Here is a 16,136-nt window from a genome sequence, read left to right as displayed (position 1 = left end):
CATCAAGCCGGCTTCACCCGACAAGATCCGAACCCCCACCCCACCCACGGAAGGATCCGGCCATGCCCCAGGCCGAGTACACCGAGACCGTCATCATCGGCGCGGGCCAGCAAGGGTGCGGAGCAGCCGCGTCCCTGCACGAACAAGGCCGTGACTACCTGGTGCTGGAACGAGGAGAGATCGGCCAGGCATGGGGACACGAACGATGGGACAGCCTGCGCGTCGGCAGCGGCAACCGATCGGTCCGCTTCCCCGGCTGGCACTACGACGGCGACGACCCCGACGGCTTCATGCCCGGCCGCGAGCTGGCCCGCCATCTGCGCCGCTACGCACACGACCGCGCCCTGCGCGTACGCCAGCACACGACCGTCCGCCGGGTCGAGTGCCCACCGCACACCCGCGACCGCGACCCGGTGCGGTTCACGACCCATCTGTCCGGGGGCGAGATCCTCACCTCCCGCAACCTCGTCGTGGCGATCGGCGGCTACGCCGCCCCCCGTATCCCCGCCCTCGCCACCGACCTCGACCCCTCCCTCACCCAGATCCACTCCCACCACTACCGCAACCCGCCCAGCCTGCCCGACGGCGCCGTCCTCGTGGTCGGCGCGGGCATCAGTGGACAGCAGATCGCCGACGAACTCGCGGACGCCGGGCGCCGCGTCTTCCTCTCCGTCGGCCGCCACCACGCCTGGCCGCGCCACTACCGCGGCCGCAGCCTCCACGCGTGGATGTCCGTCTTCGCCCTGGAGGAGAAGTACGTCACGGTGGACGCCACCCGCACCGGCGCACTGCCCGGCCTGCCGGTGGCCGCCGTCCAGGACGGCACCGGCGACCTCAACCTCTCCACCCTCGCCCGCAAAGGCGTCACCCTCACCGGCTCCCTCCGCGCGGCCACCGGCCACACCCTCCTGCTCCAGGACAACGTCCTCGCCATCGCCGAGGCATCCGCCCGCTCCTTCCAGCACATCATCGACACCATCGACACCGGCATACGCGAACGGGGATTCCCCGTACCGCCGCAACACCCCGCACCCGCCGTCGACATGAACCACATCACCCCCTACGCAGACCACCTCGACCTGACCCGGCACGGCATCACCACCCTCATCTGGTGCACCGGATTCGGCCCCGACTACCGGATACTGCCCGCCCATGTCCTCGACGCCCATGGCGCGCCCCTCCAGCGCGGCGGCATCCTCGGGGCACTGCCCGGCCTCTACTACGCGGGGCTCCCGGACGGCGACTCCCTCGCCCCGGTGGCCATCGGCGCCAACGTCGAGAACGGACGGTTCATCGCCCACCAGATCCACACCGACCACCTCATGCGCGCCACCGCCACCGCACCACCCGGTCCCTCCGGGCGGGACCAGGCGCACGGACCCCGGGCGCACGACACCTCCCGCCAGGTCAGCCGCCGGTGCCCGGGGACGGGCCGGCCGCGACGGTGAACCCCTCGGGCGGGGAGCCCTCGGCGAACACCATCCCCACCCGGACCTTTCCCTCCCGCAGGGCGCGGGCGCGGCGGTACTCCGGGGAGTCGTACCACTGCCGGATCCGGTCCCCGCCGGGAAACTCGATGATCACGATCCGGGAGGACTCCCAGGTGCCTTCGACAGGTTCCGGGGTGGGACCCGCCACCAGATAGCGGCCGCCGTGACGGAGCACGGACTCCTGGGCCGCGGACGCGTAGGCCAGGCCGGCCTCCTCGTCGAGCACGTCGATGGTGACGATCACATAGGCGGGCATCGGTCCCCCTGCTCTGGGCGTACGGTGTGCGCGGACGGCGGCACCGAGGCTATCCGACGGCCCTGTGCCACCCCTGAGACGGCGGGCGAGGCCGCCTGCTCCACTCAACCACCGCCCTCACCCGGGCCCGTCTGATCACCCCGGTTCCCGGTGGCGTCGGGCCGATGACCATCGCCGTCCTGCTCGCGCAGACCGTGGAGGCCGCCGCGAACCAGCTCGGAATACCGCACCCCTGACGCCGTGTCAGCCCGTTGGTCCCGCCGAACGGGAGAGCGCGGGTGGCCGGTTCCGCCGGATCCGCGGGACCGGCACCACCCGCGCACCGGCCCGCCGACCGCGCGCGTCGCACGGTCACGTCCGTGCCGCACTCGATGACCGACACACTGAAGGCAGGAGCGCCGCGAGCACGATGACACCCCCCGGGGCGGAGGGGCACGCCCGCCCCGCGGCCGACCCGGACCCGGGCCACACCCCGCCCCGGGGGGGATGACCGACCCGCCACGGCGGCTGGACCCGCGGCGGGGGCCGGTGGTGCGGCCCCCCCCGCCGTCCTGTGCGCGGCACCGGGAGTGTGTCAGGGTGATCGTATGACGTGGAACGGTGACGCATACCAGGCCCGGTTCGACCGTATCGCCGCGGAGGGAGGGGACGTCCACGGTGAAGCCGTGTTCGTCCGCTCCTTCGGGCCCGGCACCGTCCTGGACGCGGGCTGCGGCAGCGGCCGGGTCGCCATCGAGCTGGCCCGGCACGGGATCGCCGTGGCGGGCGTGGACGCCGACGCGTCGATGCTCGCCACCGCCCGCCGTCTGGCGCCGGAGATCCGCTGGTACGAGCGCGACCTGGTCGGCCTCGACCTGGGGAGGACGTTCGACGTCGTCGTGATGGCGGGCAATGTGCCCCTGTTCACCCCGCCGGGAACGGAACCGGCCCTGGTCGCCGCAGTCGCCGCCCACGTCCGCCGCGGCGGCCATCTCATCGCCGGGTTCTCCCTGGACCGCGGATACACCCTCGATGACTACGACACCCACTGCCGCGCGGCGGGCCTGGCCCCCGAGGCCCGATACGCGACCTGGTCCCGGGACCCGTACGAGGGCGGGGAGTACGCCGTCTCCGTCCACCGCAGGCCCTGACCCGGCCGTGCCCGCCGCACCCTCAGCGCAGCGCGCGCCGAAGGACGCCGGCCAGCTCCGCCGGGCGGTCGCGCAGCAGGTTGTGGCCCGCGTCGATCGTCTCGGCCGCGTAGCCGCCGGTCGTCAGCGCCGACCACGCCGCGATGTCCTCCCCGGTGACGGTCCCGTCCCGCGTCCCGCGGATGGTGAGGACCGGCGACGCCACGGGCGCCCACCGCGCCGTGGCGCACAGGTACTCGTGGGTGGCCCGGTAGTCCGCGCGCAGCGCCGGGGCGACCATCGCCAGCACGTCCGGGTCGTCGAGGAGTTCGGCGGGCAGATAGCCGTCCGCGACGACCTGGGCGAAGAACGCGTCGTCCGCGAGGTTCCAGCACCCGGCGGCCGTGCGGACGGGGGTCCCCGGCGCCTGCTGCGCCGAGGCCGCGAGCAGGGCGGTGTGCCCCGGCCCCAGACGGCGGGCCGTCTCGTACGCCAGCACCGCCCCTGACGAGTGGCCGCAGAGGACGATCCGGGCCCCGTCCGCGTGCCCGTGGATGGCGTCCGCCAGCGGCCCGGCCACCGCCGCGAGATCGGCGATCGGGGCCTCGTCGAGCAGCGCCTCCCGCCCGGGCAGCCGGACCGCCACCGGGTGGAGGTCCGCCGCCAGCGCCCGCCCCAGGGCCAGCACCGCGCTGACGCCCGCACCGGCGTGCGGGAACAGGTACGCCACCCGCTCCGGCCGGCCGGCCGGCACCAGGTCCACCAGCCACCTCTCGCTCACCGCGACTCCTCACTCTCCGTCAGCTCCAGTTCGGCGGCCAGGGCGCGCAGATAGTCCCAGGCGGTGTCCACCAGTCGCCGCGCCTGGTCCTCGTCCTGCGCGTGCGCCAGCCGCAGCACCAGCTCGCCGTCGTGCGTGTACGCGCTGAACTCCCAGTGGAAGGGCCTCGGGTTGCCCGGTCCCCGGTCTCCCCGGTCCGGCAGCGGCACCGGGACGAGGGCGTCCGCCCCGTCCGGCGCCGCCCCCGTGAACACCGACCCGAGCGCGCCCAGATAGTTCACACTCACCCAGGACCGGTCCGCGGCCGGGGACCGGGAGCCGTCCGTGCCGTCCGTGCCGTCCGTGGGTCCGTAGCGTGTCAGCCCGTAGGCGAGTCCGCTGGGGGACAGGGCCGCTTGGACGCGGCTGAGGACCGTACCCGGCGCGGCGTCCGGCGCGGCGTCGACCCGTACGGGATCCAGCGCGGTGAACCAGCCCACCGTACGCGCCGGATCCATGCCGTCGGCCACGTCCTCCCGGCCGTGCAGTTCCATCACGACCCGCACCGCACGGCACCCCAGAGCGGCGGCGGCGGCTCGCCCCACGGCGGCCAGGACGGCGTCGGCGGGACGCGCGCCCCGCCGGCGTACCCCGCGCAGCAGCACACCGGTGCGCGCCGCGTCCAGCGCGCGCTCCACGACACGGGTGTCGCCCTCGTACGTCGTGGGCGGCGGGCCGGCGGACTCGCCGGGTGCGTCCCGGCCCAGGGCGTCCCCGGCGCCGTCGGCGAGGCCGTCGGCGTACGTCCGCAGGGCGCGTGCCCACACGTCGTAGCCCAGCGGCACCGGGGGCAGCCGGACCGGGTCCGTGGCGGGGCGGGCGCACACGGCCCGCAGATCGTCCAGCAGCACCCCCCACGACAGCACGTCCACCACGAGGTGGTGTGCGGTCAGGACCAGCAGCCGCCCCCGCGTCCCGCCCTCGATGAGCGTGGCCCGCAGCAGCGGCCCGGCGGCGAGGTCCACCCCACGCCGGGCCCGGTCGATCGCGGCCGGCACGGCCGTGTCACCGGCGGCCGTCACCTCCTCGACCGCCACCGTCTCCGCCGTGGGGTCGCTGACCTGCTCCCACCCCGTGTCCCGGACACGGAAGCGGTGACGCAGCACGCCGTGGTGAGCGGCGACCGCCCGGACCGCCGACAGCAGGGCCGGGGACGACAGCGCCCCGGGTACCCGCAGCGCGACCGACTGGTTCCAGTGCCCCGGGTCGGGCAGGGACAGCGCGAAGAACCAGCGCTGGACCGGGGTCAGCGGGATCGCCCTGCGCCGGGCGAAACTCCTGCTGACCGTCGCCGCCCCGGCCGTGGAGGTGGTCACCCGCGCCAGCGACCGGATGGTGGGGTGGGTGAACAGATGCCGCCGGGTGACCTGCAAGCCCTTCTCCGCGGCCTTCGTCGCGATCCGCAGAGCCTGCACCGAGTCGCCCCCCAGCGTGTAGTAGTCGTCGTCCAGGCCGATGTCCCCGGCTCCGAGGACCTCGCGCCAGACGTCCGCCAGCGCCGCCTCGACCGCGTTCATCTCCTCGGCCGGGCGCGGCGCGCCGGGGCCGGGCGCCGCCGGGGCGGGGCGGCGTGACGCCTTGCCGTCCGGTGTCGCCGGCACCCGCGCCGACCGCACGCGTCCGGGCACCAGATGCGCCGGAACCCGCTGGCGCACCCACTCCAGCAGTTCGTCCGCGCTGACGCTCCCGTCGCTCTCCACGACCGCCTCGCCCGGCGAGACCGTGGCCGCCCGGACACCGCGGTGGGCGCGGAGCACGCCCTCGACCCGGAGCGGGTCGGGGTGGTAGCCGTCCTCGGAGCGGACCTGCGCGACCCGGCCCAGGACGACCAGCCGGCCACCCGGCAGGAACAGGCCCGCGTCACCCGTGCGCCGCACGGTCGCGTCCGGCACCAGCGGATGCGCGACCACACAGTCCCCACGTTCCTCACGTACCGCCGTGAGCGGCCGCGGCGCCCCGCGGGCCCCGACACCGATCTCCCCGGGCACCCCCTCAGGACAGGCCCGGCCCCAGGGATCCAGCACACACAGCAGCGGATCCGCCCCGGCCCTGCCCACGGGCACGATCCCGGCGGCCGGTCCCGCGCCCCCGGCGTCTGCGATATCCCCGGCGTCTGCGGTGTCTGTGGTGTCTGTGGTGTTCGTGAGCTCCTCCCCGGCCAGTGCCAGACCCCACTCGGCCCCTCCGTACACCTGCACCAGACGACCCCGCGGGGCATGGGACCGCCAGCGGCGCACGAGGTCCGCGTCGAGCGGCTCACCGCTGATCACCAGCGTCCCCACCGACGGCGCACCGCCGCCCTCGTCCAGCCGGCCCACGAGCCGGGCCAGTTCGGCGGGGGTCAGCGCCGCCGAGGCCACCGCCCGCCCGCGCGCCAGCTCCTCCAGCCGGTCAGCGGGCGCCAGGGGCACCGCGGTGCCCCCCGCCGCGAGAGTGGTCAGCACATCGACCGCGAGCCGGCCGGCCGGGCCCCGGGCGATCAGCACCTCGCCCCGCTCCTCCGCACGCACCGCGTCCGCGAGGGCCCGGTGGGAGAGGACCATCCAACGCGGGTCCCCCGTCGTACCGCTGGTGCCCACCACCAGCGCCGGGGTCTCGGGCACAACGGGCACAACGGGGGGCAGCGCCCCGGGCCCTGACGCGCCGCCGATCCGCACCACCGGCGTCCCCGGGGCACGGGTCCCCCCGGCCAGGTCCACCAGCGCCGCCGCGCCCAGCGCGGACACCTCGGCCGCGACACCGCCGCCCCGCGCCGTGACGGGCCCGCAGAGCAGCCCCGCGCGCAGCACGCCCAGGCAGGCGGCGGCCAGATCGGCCGCCCGCTCGGCCACCACGGCCACCACGGCCCCGGGCCCGAGCCCGCTACGCGCGGCAAGGGCGGCGGCCACCGCGTCCGCGGCCCGGTCGACCTCCCCGTAGCACCGGCTGTCCGCGCCGTCGACGACCGCCGCTGCCAGGGGGTTTGTCCGGGCGTGGCGCCGCACCCGGTCGGCCAGCCCCTCCGCGGTCCGTGCCCCGACGGGTCCGTCCCCGCGTGCGGCCAGCGCCGACAGGCTCCCCAACGCGGCCCCGGGAGCGGCCAGCAGCGTGTCCACCAGGACGTCGAACCGGGCCGCCCACCGCGCCACCGTCGCCCGGGTGAACAGGTCCGTGTCGTACTCCCAGACGACCGCGATCGTGCCGTCCTCCTCGAACACCGCCCCGGCCAGGTCGTACACCGCCCCCGTACGGCGCAGCGCGACGGTCTCCAGCGACAGCGGCCCCAGGGGCACGCGCACCCCGTCACGGTCCGCGGACAGCAGCGCGCCCAGCGGGCCCAGCGCCGGGTCGTGCGCGGTGTTCTGCCCGAAACCGACCTCCACCAGCGGCGCGCGGCCACGGTCGCGGACCACACCCACCGGCCCCAGGAGACGGTCGAAGGTGACACCGCCGTGCTCCAGCCCCGCCACCAGTTCCCCGGCCACCAAGCGGAGCAGCCCGGCGAACGACTGCTCGGGCCGCAGCCGCACCCGGTGCACCACCGGGTTGGCGAAGTAGCCCAGGACATCGGCGAACTCGGGCCGCTCCCGGTTGGCGACGTTCACCCCCACGGCACTGTCCGCGCGCCCCGTGCTGGCGTGCAGCAGAACGTGGAAGACCGTGAGCAGCACGGCGAACGGGGTCGTCCCCGCCGCACGGGCACAGGCGTGGACGGCGGCCACCCGTGACGGCGCCAGCTCCACGCGCAGCGTCGAGCCCCGCTGCCCGCGCACCACCGGACGCGGCCGGTCGGTCGCCAGCTCCGCGGGCGGCGGTGGCGGCGTCAGCCGCCGTACCCAGTGCGCGAGGTGCTCGGCGCCCAGCGGCGTCCCGGCCCGGGCCAGCGACCACACCGCGAAGTCGGCGTAACCGTGCGCCGGCGCGGGCAGATACGCCTCGCCGCCCGCGCTCTCCGCCGCGTACAGCACCGCCAGCTCCCGCAGCAGGATGAGGGTGGACCAGTGGTCCGTGATCAGATGGTGCTGGGACACCACCATCACGGGACCCTCGGGCGCTCCGGTGTAGAGCCGGATCCGCAGCGGCGGCCGGGCGGTGATGTCGAACGGCGCGAACGCCTCACGCACCAGCTCCTCGCGGTGGGTGCGGTCCCAGGACGGTGGCACCGGCACCACGGCGAAATCCACCCGCGCGGTGGCGGCCACCCGCTGGACGGGATTCCCGTCCTCCTCGGGGAAGGAGGTGCGCAGCACCGGATGCCGGTCGGCCAGTGTCGTCCAGGCGCGGCGCAGCGCCCCGGTGTCACAGCCACCGGTCAGGCGCGCGGCGACGGCCACCACATACGCCGACCCGCCCAGGTCGAGATGGGCGGCATGCCACAGCGACAGCTGGTTCGGCGCGAGCGGGAACCGGCCCTGGGCCGGACCGCGCGGCACCGGACCGTCCTCGTCTGCGGGGGCGTCGAGCCGGTCGGCGAGCTCGTCCGCGAGCTCCGCCAGCGGCCGCGGGCCCAGGAGCGAGGGCAGCGGCGCCCGCACCCCCAGCCCCTCATGCACGGCCATGCGCAGCCGCAGCGCGGCCAGGGAGTCCACCCCCGCGCCGCTGGCCGGAGCGTCGAGATCCACCGCCGCCCCGTCGCCGCCCGCCACCTCGGCCACCCAGCGGCGCAGCAGCTCCCCGACCTCGGCGCGCCGCTGGTCGCGGGGGAGTGCCGCCAGCCGCTCGCGTGTCCCGGCCGCCACCTGGTGCCCCGCTGGCGCGAGCTGCGCGGCGAGGGCGGCGCGGCGCACCTTGCCCAGCGCGGTGCGCGGGATCTGCGTCACCAGACGGATCCGCCGCGGCACCGCGTGGGCGGGCAGATGCCGCGCACAGTGCGCCAGGACGGGGGCGCTCTCCAGCGGCGCGCCCGCGCGCGGCTGGACCGCGGCCACCAGCAGCGCCCCCCGGCCGGGCAGGGGCACGCCCGCCACCGCGGCGTCGGCGATCAGGGGATGGGCCGTCAGCACCCGCTCCACCTCGACCGGGTTCACCTTGTGCCCACCGGTGTCGATGAGCACCCGGGAGCGCCCGGTGACGGTCAGCCTGCCGTGCGCGTCCCACCTGCCCAGGTCGCCCGTTCGGTGGTGGTCGCTCCCCGGGTCGTTGACCACGGCGGGGCCGGACACGACGATCTCGCCCGTGGCGCCCGGCGGCAGCGCGGCGCCCCGCTCGTCGACCACGGTGACCCGCGCGCCCTTCAGCGGCGTGCCCACGGTGCCGGGGGAGGGCTGCGGCCCCACGTCCCAGCAGACACTGCCCGCCTCCGTGCTCCCGTAGGTCTGGCGCAGGGGGAGACCGAAGCGGTCCTCGAAGCGCTGGGCGACGGCGGGGTCGAGGAAGTTGCTCCCCGACAGACACAGACGTACCGCGCCCAGGTCGGCCCGGGTGCCCGCGGGCAGGTCGGCCAGGGCGTCGGCGAGCTGCGGCACGGTGATCAGCAGCGTGACGCGGTGGCGGGCCAGCGCCCGCACCACCGCGTCCACCGAGGACATCCCGCCGCCGCGGTCCGTCAGCACCAGCGTGGCACCGGAGCGCACCGCCGCCAGCAGACAGCAGAACTGCCCCAGGGCATGGAACAGCGGCACCGGGCACAGCAGGGCGTCCGCGGCGGTGATGCCCGCCGTCGTGGTGATGTTGTCCGCCTCGGCGACCTGGTGGGACTGGTCGCGCAGGACGCGCTTGGGTTCCCCCGTGCTGCCCGAGGAGAGCGCCCTGACCCACGCGCCGCCGCCAGGGGCCGGCGGGTGCCCCGCTCCCGGGGCCCCCGGCCGGGCCGGGGGGCCGTCCACGGCCACCACGGGCAGGCCGGTGAGCGCGGTCACGGGATGCCCGGCCGTGGTGACCACCACGGCCGGACGGCTGTCGGCGAGCCGCCGCCGCAGGGCCCGCTCCGGCTGGTCCGGGTCGATGGCCTCCACCGTGCAGCCCGCCGCGGCGGTGGCGAAGTAGGCGATGGCGAACTCGGGCCGGTTGTCCAGCACGAGCAGCACATGCGCGCCCGGCGCGGCGCCCGCTCCGGCCAGCGTACGGGCGAACCGGGGCACGGCCGCCGCCAGCTCGCGATAGCTCAGCGACCGCTCGCCCTGGACGATCGCCGCCGCCTCGGGATGGGCCCTCGCCGTGGCCGTGACCATGTCGAGCACGGGACTCGCGTTCACCAGGTCTCCTCCGCCAGCCGCTCGGCCAGCTCAGCAGGGGTGGGATGGACGAACACCTCGCGCGCGGTGACCCGCAGGCCCAGCCGCGCTCCGATCTCGGTCACCACGCTCATGGCCCGCGCCGAGTCACCGCCGTGCAGGAAGAAGTCCGCGTGGACGCCCAGACCGGTGACGCCGAGGACCTCCTCCCAGACCCGCACCAGCTCCCGCGGGGTGGGAGCCGGACGCGCCCGGTCCGGCTGCAGCCGCAGCAGCGCCCCGCGGTCGACCTTGCCCGAGGGGGTCGTGGGGAGCCGGTCGACCGTGTGCACCTCGGTGGGCACCATGTACGGGGGCAGCCGGGCGCTCAGGTGCGCGCGGAGCCGCGCGGCGCCGGCGTCGGGGTGCCCCGGATGCCACTGGACGAAGCACACCAGCCGCTCCGCCCGCCCGGCGCCATCGGTCGGGGCGGCCACGGCCACCCGCCGCACCGCGGGGTGCGCGGCCGCCGCGTGCTCCGTCTCGCCCAGCTCGACGCGCTTGCCCAGCAGCTGGACCTGATCGTCGATACGGCGCAGGAACTCCAGCTCACCGGAGGGGAGCTGGCGCACCAGATCGCCGGTCCGGAAGCAGCGCTCCCCGTCCACCTCGACGAACTTGCGCGCGGTGCGCTCGTCGTCGCCGAGGTAGCCGATCGCCACGGTGGGACCGCCCAGGTACAGCTCGCCCGGCGTGCCCGGCGCGACATGCCGCCGCTCCCGGTCCCGGACACTGGCCCTGATGTGCGGCAGCGGGGTTCCGATCGGCGGCAGGACACCGCGGTCGGACCAGGCGGAGACATCACAGAACACCGCGCCCGCCACGGTCTCGGTCGGCCCGTACTCATTGAGGACGCGACTGGGGAATCCCGGCGGGGGATAGGCGGCCAGCCGCTCGCCGCCGGTGCGGATGAGGCGGACATCGCCCAGGTCCACACCGTCGATACGGAACACCGACTCCAGCAGCAGCGGGGGAAGGTAGGTCTGGGTGACGCGGTGGGCCCGCAGCCACTCCACGAGCGCTCGGGGCGAGGAGCGGTCCGCGTCGGAGGCGATGTGCACGGACGCCCCCGTGCTCAGGAACGGCCACAGCTCGTCGATGGTGACATCGAAGCCGGGCGAGCCGATCTGCGCTCCGCGTTCGGTCGGCGCGGCGCCGACCAGGCGGGCGTACGCCGCCACGTAGACATCCAGCGCGGCACGGCTGACCAGCGTGCCCACCGGGAGCCCCGTCGATCCCGAGGTGAACAGGCAGTACGCGGGATCCCGCGGCCGGGCGCCCGGATCCCCCGGGCCGTCCCCGCCGTGGGCCAGCAGCGTCCCGGGCCGGACGGCCGGGACGCCACTGGCCCCGGCCAGCGCGTCATCGTCGGTGACCAGCAGCGTCACCGACGCGCGGGCCAGCAGCAGGCGCAACCGCTCCGGTGGCTGGGCCTGGTCCAGCGGGGTGAAGCAGGCGCCCGCGAGGAGCACCGCGAGCTCCAGGACGAACAGGTCGGTGGCGCGGGGCAGCACCAGACCGACCCGGTCCCCGGGTCTGACGCCGAGCGCGGCGAGCCCTCCCGCGGCCGCGCGGGCGCCGGAGGCGAGCTGGGCGTAGGTCAGCCGGGCGCCCCGGTGGTCGGTCAGCGCCACGGCGTGGGGAGCCCGGCGCACCTGGCGGGCCACGGCGTCCAGCATGTCCATCGCTTGCTTCCCCTTTCTGGGGACCGGGTCGCACGGCGGGGACGGCGCGCCCCGGCCGGGTCAGGAACTGGCGCCGGTGGGCATCGTGCGCCCCACCGCGTACTCGTCGAACCACAGCGAGGTCTCGGCCGTACGGAAGGCACCGCCCGGCACCGCCTCGTACTGCCGGTAGCGGTGGATCGCGGTGAGGTAGACATGGACGGTGGCCGCCCAGTGCGGCGCCTCGTTGACCATCAGGTGCAGTTGCTGGTCGTTCTCGGGCAGGATCGGGGCGATCCGGCCCGGCGCGATGGTGAACTTGCTGACCTCGGTGAGCTCGACGGCCTCGCCGACGGTCCGGACCCCGTACTTGATCTCCTTCGTCTCACCGGCGAGTGCGCTGACCGCGCCGATCGTGTCGGCGTGATCGTGGATCGGACTGCCCATCCCCGGGGCCCAGAAGACGAGGACGACCTGGTAGGGGTCGTCCGGTGAGTTCAGGAGCAGCCGGGTGTAGTTGCCGCTGGGCTGGTACGCCGCGGCGAAGTCCTGGTTCCGCGCCGAGGTGGTGAACTCCGTGAGCGCGTGGGAGAGCCGGTCGATGATCTGCTGAGGGGTGAGCTCGCCGGCCTGGCTCTTGGTCCGCGAGACCGTCTCGATGAGTGCGGTGACGTCCATGAGTCACTTCCACTAGGGGGAGTCGGAGAGGAGGGTCGTGCGCGCGGACACCGTGGCGGCAGGGGCCGGTACGGGCGCCGCCGGGCGGCCAGGGTGACGCCCCCGCAGCGGGCAGGGGCTCAGCGAGGCGCGCCGCCGTGTGCGCGGAAGGCAACGACCGGCCGTGCTGTCGTCCGGTGCGCCGGGACTGGACACCGGCGACCCGGCCCCGCACCGGGGCCGGCGCCGCGTCCGGATGGCGGTCCGGACACGGGCGGCCCGTGGCGAGGCGGGGAAGAGGGCGACGCGCCCGTCCAGCGGGCGGTCCGCCATGAGGGATTCCCGGGCCGGCGGCGCGCGGGAAGGACTGAGGTGGGGGGCGCCTGGCGGGCGGCGCGAGGGGCTTCTCCTCTCCGTCAGGGCACCGGGACTGGCGGGTCCGCCGGCGCGCGGGGACGGTACGGGCGGGACGGTCTCAGGCCAGGGCGGCCGTGCCGGCGCTCTCCTGCCGGGGCAGGTCCCCGGCGCGGACCACCGCGTCGCGCAGCGGCTCGCACAGGGCGATGAACCGCTCGGCCCGCTCGGCTCCCAGCGCGCGGTAGGCCGGAGCCGCGCAGAGGTCGGTCGTCTCCTCGACGCGCGAGCGCAGCCGCCTGCCCGTCTCGGTCAGGTGCCCCGAGGCATCCAGCAGGCCCGACGCGGTGAGCGCGGCCACTTCCGCGTCCCAGTCCCGCTCGGACCAGTCGCGGTGCTCACGCGCCTGCCGCGCGCTGAACAGGCTCTGCCCCGTGGCGGTATCGGTGACCAGCGCCGCGATGGCGCCGACACCGTGACCGATGAGCGCGGCGACATGTCCGTCACCCCGGTGCTCCCGCAGGAGCGTGATGGCGTGCCACAGCACCAGATGCGGTTCGGTGGGCCAGGGCAGCGCGGCGTGCGCGGCGTACAGGGGCCGTCCCTCGGGGGCGCACGCCTCGGCGGCGTACCTGGCCAGGGCGGCGGCCTCGGCGAGTTCCGCGCTGGCCACCACGTCAGCGCCCAGGACCCGGCGCAGCGCGCGGTCCACCGCGACCAGACGGGCCTCGGCCACGCGCTCGGGCGGGGCCAGGTCCCAGGCCCGCGGCAGATGGCGGGCGATGAGAGCGGGGTTGAAGTTGTAGAACGCGGCTGCCACCGCGGCGGACGAGGCACGGCCCAGGGCGGCGGCCCGGCCGGCGAAGTACCCCATGTGCCCCGGTTCAAGTCCTGCGGACGTGAACTCCTGGTCGACTTCCGGGGCGAAATAGCAGAGCAGATGGATGGGATCCATCGCCTGATGGCAGCGCGAAGCGATTAAGGGTATCGAATCGCTGGTCATAATGTGAGGCTACGTCAGCCAGGCGAGCGGTGTCAACGACCCTAAAAAGATTGATGCGGTGTGCATGATGCATGCTGTGAGGGTAATTATCATCGCGTGATGGGGTGTTGTACGGGCAGGGTCGGGGCATGCTGAAAAACTCTCCGAGAGACCGATTCCGCCTCTCCCGCAAGGTGCTTGAGGCATCTGTGCCCGGCACTGTCTGACGCTGTCTCTTACCGCTATGACCTGGGAAGACGTCAATTATTCTGCTTCTTTCGCAGAGAGTGGGATGTGATTTATGACTGCTCGAAAAAAGGGCACGAAAGAAGAACCCTACGATGTCGTAATCGTGGGCGCGCGCTGCGCCGGCGCTCCGCTGGGAATGCTGCTCGCGCGGCGTGGATACTCGGTGGAAATAGTAGATAGGAATGCCGCTGGAGCAGACACGTTATCCACCCACTGGATCAGGTGGCCAGGAGTTCAACGGCTCCGTGCATGGGGTCTTGTGACGGAACTTGAAAAAACGGGATGTCCCCCTATCGTCCAGGCCTGCCTCGACTTCGAGGGCCGGGTCCTCAGCGGCGGACCGCGGGCCGGCGGCATCGAAGCGGCGACCTACGCACCCCGGCGGACCGTGCTGGACGCGCTGCTGGTGGCCGAGGCCCGCGCCAGCGGGGCCCGGCTACGGGAACGCTTCGCGGTCACCGGACTCATCGTCACCGGCGGGCGGGTCGCCGGAGTGCGCGGAGTGGGACCGGACGGGCCCGCCGACCTGCACGCGCGTGTGGTCGTCGGCGCCGACGGCCGCAACTCGACGGTGGCCCGCCTGGTGGAGTCCCCGGCCGTGGAGGACAGGGGGATCCTCGCCCGCAGCCTCTACGGCTACTGGTCGGGCATCGGGGAGCCGGGGATACGGGTGGTGTTCCGCGGCAGACGCGGCATCTCCCTGTGGCCGACGCACGACGGACTCACCGTCGTCTCCCTGGTCTTCCCGCCGGACCAGGCACCCGGCCGCGGACCCGCGGCGCTCACCGAGTTCTACACCTCCTGCCTGCGGGAGGTTCCCGAGGTCGGGCGCGCCCTCGCGGACGCGGACCTGGTGTCGCCGGCCCGGGCCGCGGCGGTCCGCAACGCCCGCCGGCGTGCCCACGGCCCGGGATGGGTCCTCGCCGGAGACGCCGGACACCACAAGGACCCCGTCTCCGCCCAGGGCATCTCCGACGCCTTCGCCGACGCCGACGGGCTCGCTGACGCGCTCGACACCGGGCTCTCGGGCGCCGCCGGACTCGACCAGGCACTCGCGCGCCACACCGCGACCCGCGACGCCCACCGGCTCGGGACCTTCGCCTACACCTGCGAACAGGCCGAGCTGAGGCCCTTCGGCGCCGACTTCCTCGCGGACCTGACCCGCACCGCCGCCGACGAACAGGCCGTCGAAGCGTTCCTCAACACCTTCGTCGGCTGCGACGCGCCCGCGGACGCCGCCTGGCTCGGCGACTCCCACTAGGGCCTGTCTGATGGATCTTGCCGGGCCCGTGGGCCCGGGACCGCCCGGTGCCCCGCGGTCCGGGAGGCACCCGCCCTGGGTCTGACGGCCCGGGGCGGGGGTGCCCGGGGCCCGGCCCGGGGGAGTGGCTCCCGCGCCGGACCCCGCTGCCTGGCCCCGCCCGGTCCGCGCGCAAGGACCGAGGCCCATAGCTGCCTCCCCGTCGTCGTTGATGGACACCTCAGTGCGCGAGACCGGGCGGCAGCCCCAGGAACAGACCACCGCTGACCTCGACGAGCTGCCCGGTGACCCACCGGGCGTCATCCGAGGCGAGGAACGCCACGGCGTCGGCGACATCGGCGGGCGTACCGATCCGGCCGAGCGCGGTCATGTCGATGATGACCTGCCGGGTCTCCGGCTGCTCCCGCCGCTCCGCCGCGGTCAGATCGGTGTCCACGGCGCCGGGCGCCACGGTGTTCACGGTGATCCCCCGCTCGCCCAGCAGATGCGCCAGCGTCCGGTTCATCGCCACCACCGCGGCCTTGGCCATCGTGTACGCCACGTCCGGTACGGCGACCCGGATCGCGGCGGAGGAGACCGACACCACCCTGCCCCCGTCGGCCAGCAGCGGCAGCGCGCGCTGCACCAGGAAGAAGGGTGCCCGCGCGTTCACCGCGAACAGCCTGTCGAAGATCTCGGGTGTCGTGGCCTCGAAGAACGTCGTGCTGAAACCCGCGTTGTTGACCAGGATGTCGAGCCGGTCCCTGCCGCCCTCGGCGAAGCGGGACCCCACCTCGGCCAGCAGCTCCTCCACCCCGGTGACGGCCGAGAGGTCGGCGCCGACGGCGAACGCCTCGCCGCCGGTGTCGCGGATACCCGCCACCGTCCGCGCGGCGGGCCGTTCGTCGTGTCCGTAGTGGACGGCCACGCGTGCGCCGTCGGCGGCCAGCCGCTCGGCGATCCCTCTGCCGATCCCCCGGGAGGAACCGGTCACCAGCGCGGTACGGCCTGTCAGATCGGGCATGACACTCCCTGGACGTAAGGGTGGCTCCGGGCAGGGGCGGCGCCGGCCGCGCGGGTGCCGCGCCGACGGGCGGCCGTGTGCGGGGGCGCGGGGCGGCGGC

10 protein-coding genes and 1 pseudogene are annotated in these 16,136 nt (G+C 75.0%); 4 read left to right on the top strand and 7 right to left on the bottom strand.

The features are described 5' to 3' along the window. Positions 1 to 62 precede the first annotated feature (62 nt). Positions 63 to 1,448, top strand: coding sequence for a flavin-containing monooxygenase (locus ACFVIM_RS13285; RefSeq protein WP_384300814.1), 1,386 nt, complete (start codon positions 63 to 65; stop codon positions 1,446 to 1,448). Here the strand turns inward: ACFVIM_RS13285 and ACFVIM_RS13280 are convergent. Then, positions 1,408 to 1,746, bottom strand: coding sequence for a DUF1330 domain-containing protein (locus tag ACFVIM_RS13280; protein WP_384300813.1), 339 nt, complete (start codon positions 1,744 to 1,746; stop codon positions 1,408 to 1,410). The genes ACFVIM_RS13285 and ACFVIM_RS13280 overlap by 41 nt on opposite strands. Positions 1,747 to 1,856: 110 nt before the next feature. Here ACFVIM_RS13280 and ACFVIM_RS13275 point away from each other — a divergent pair. Further along, a pseudogene (locus ACFVIM_RS13275) lies at positions 1,857 to 1,982 on the top strand (bifunctional 5,10-methylene-tetrahydrofolate dehydrogenase/5,10-methylene-tetrahydrofolate cyclohydrolase); the annotation flags it as partial. 351 nt (positions 1,983 to 2,333) lie between these two features. After that, entirely contained in the window at positions 2,334 to 2,876 is a 543-nt protein-coding gene (locus ACFVIM_RS13270; RefSeq protein WP_384300812.1) for a class I SAM-dependent methyltransferase, read from the top strand. Between the two features lie 22 nt (positions 2,877 to 2,898). On the opposite strand, the gene ACFVIM_RS13265 is transcribed toward ACFVIM_RS13270, so the two are convergent. The 5 genes from ACFVIM_RS13265 to ACFVIM_RS13245 form a co-directional block, all read right to left on the bottom strand. Next, a complete protein-coding gene (locus ACFVIM_RS13265) occupies positions 2,899 to 3,636 on the bottom strand; it encodes a thioesterase II family protein (RefSeq protein ID WP_384300811.1) in 738 nt (245 codons plus the stop codon). After that, entirely contained in the window at positions 3,633 to 9,848 is a 6,216-nt protein-coding gene (locus ACFVIM_RS13260) for a condensation domain-containing protein (RefSeq protein ID WP_384300810.1), read from the bottom strand. The genes ACFVIM_RS13265 and ACFVIM_RS13260 overlap by 4 nt, the downstream gene beginning before the upstream one ends. After that, the gene (locus tag ACFVIM_RS13255) at positions 9,845 to 11,551 is read right to left on the bottom strand and encodes an AMP-binding protein (RefSeq protein WP_384300809.1); all 1,707 of its coding nucleotides are present in this window, start codon (positions 11,549 to 11,551) and stop codon (positions 9,845 to 9,847) included. Before ACFVIM_RS13255 ends, ACFVIM_RS13260 begins: the two co-directional genes overlap by 4 nt. A 60-nt stretch (positions 11,552 to 11,611) precedes the next feature. Beyond that, positions 11,612 to 12,208 carry a cysteine dioxygenase gene (locus ACFVIM_RS13250; RefSeq protein WP_384300808.1) on the bottom strand — a complete coding sequence of 199 codons (597 nt, stop codon included), beginning with the start codon at positions 12,206 to 12,208 and terminating at the stop codon, positions 11,612 to 11,614. Between the two features lie 454 nt (positions 12,209 to 12,662). Continuing rightward, positions 12,663 to 13,544: a hypothetical protein gene (locus tag ACFVIM_RS13245; protein WP_384300807.1), complete on the bottom strand. Its 882-nt coding sequence runs from the start codon at positions 13,542 to 13,544 to the stop codon at positions 12,663 to 12,665. 280 nt (positions 13,545 to 13,824) lie between these two features. Here ACFVIM_RS13245 and ACFVIM_RS13240 point away from each other — a divergent pair, with 280 nt between their 5' ends. Further along, the gene (locus ACFVIM_RS13240) at positions 13,825 to 15,033 is read left to right on the top strand and encodes an FAD-dependent oxidoreductase (RefSeq protein ID WP_384300806.1); all 1,209 of its coding nucleotides are present in this window, start codon (positions 13,825 to 13,827) and stop codon (positions 15,031 to 15,033) included. A 220-nt stretch (positions 15,034 to 15,253) separates the two neighbouring features. Here the strand turns inward: ACFVIM_RS13240 and ACFVIM_RS13235 are convergent, their stop codons facing one another. Beyond that, positions 15,254 to 16,036, bottom strand: coding sequence for an SDR family NAD(P)-dependent oxidoreductase (locus tag ACFVIM_RS13235; RefSeq protein ID WP_384300805.1), 783 nt, complete (start codon positions 16,034 to 16,036; stop codon positions 15,254 to 15,256). Between the last annotated feature and the right edge of the window lie 100 nt (positions 16,037 to 16,136).

The organism is Streptomyces sp. NPDC057638, assembly GCF_042800315.1.
Classification (GTDB): Bacteria; Actinomycetota; Actinomycetes; order Streptomycetales; family Streptomycetaceae; genus Streptomyces.
This window is presented reverse-complemented; position numbering and strand designations above follow the sequence as displayed.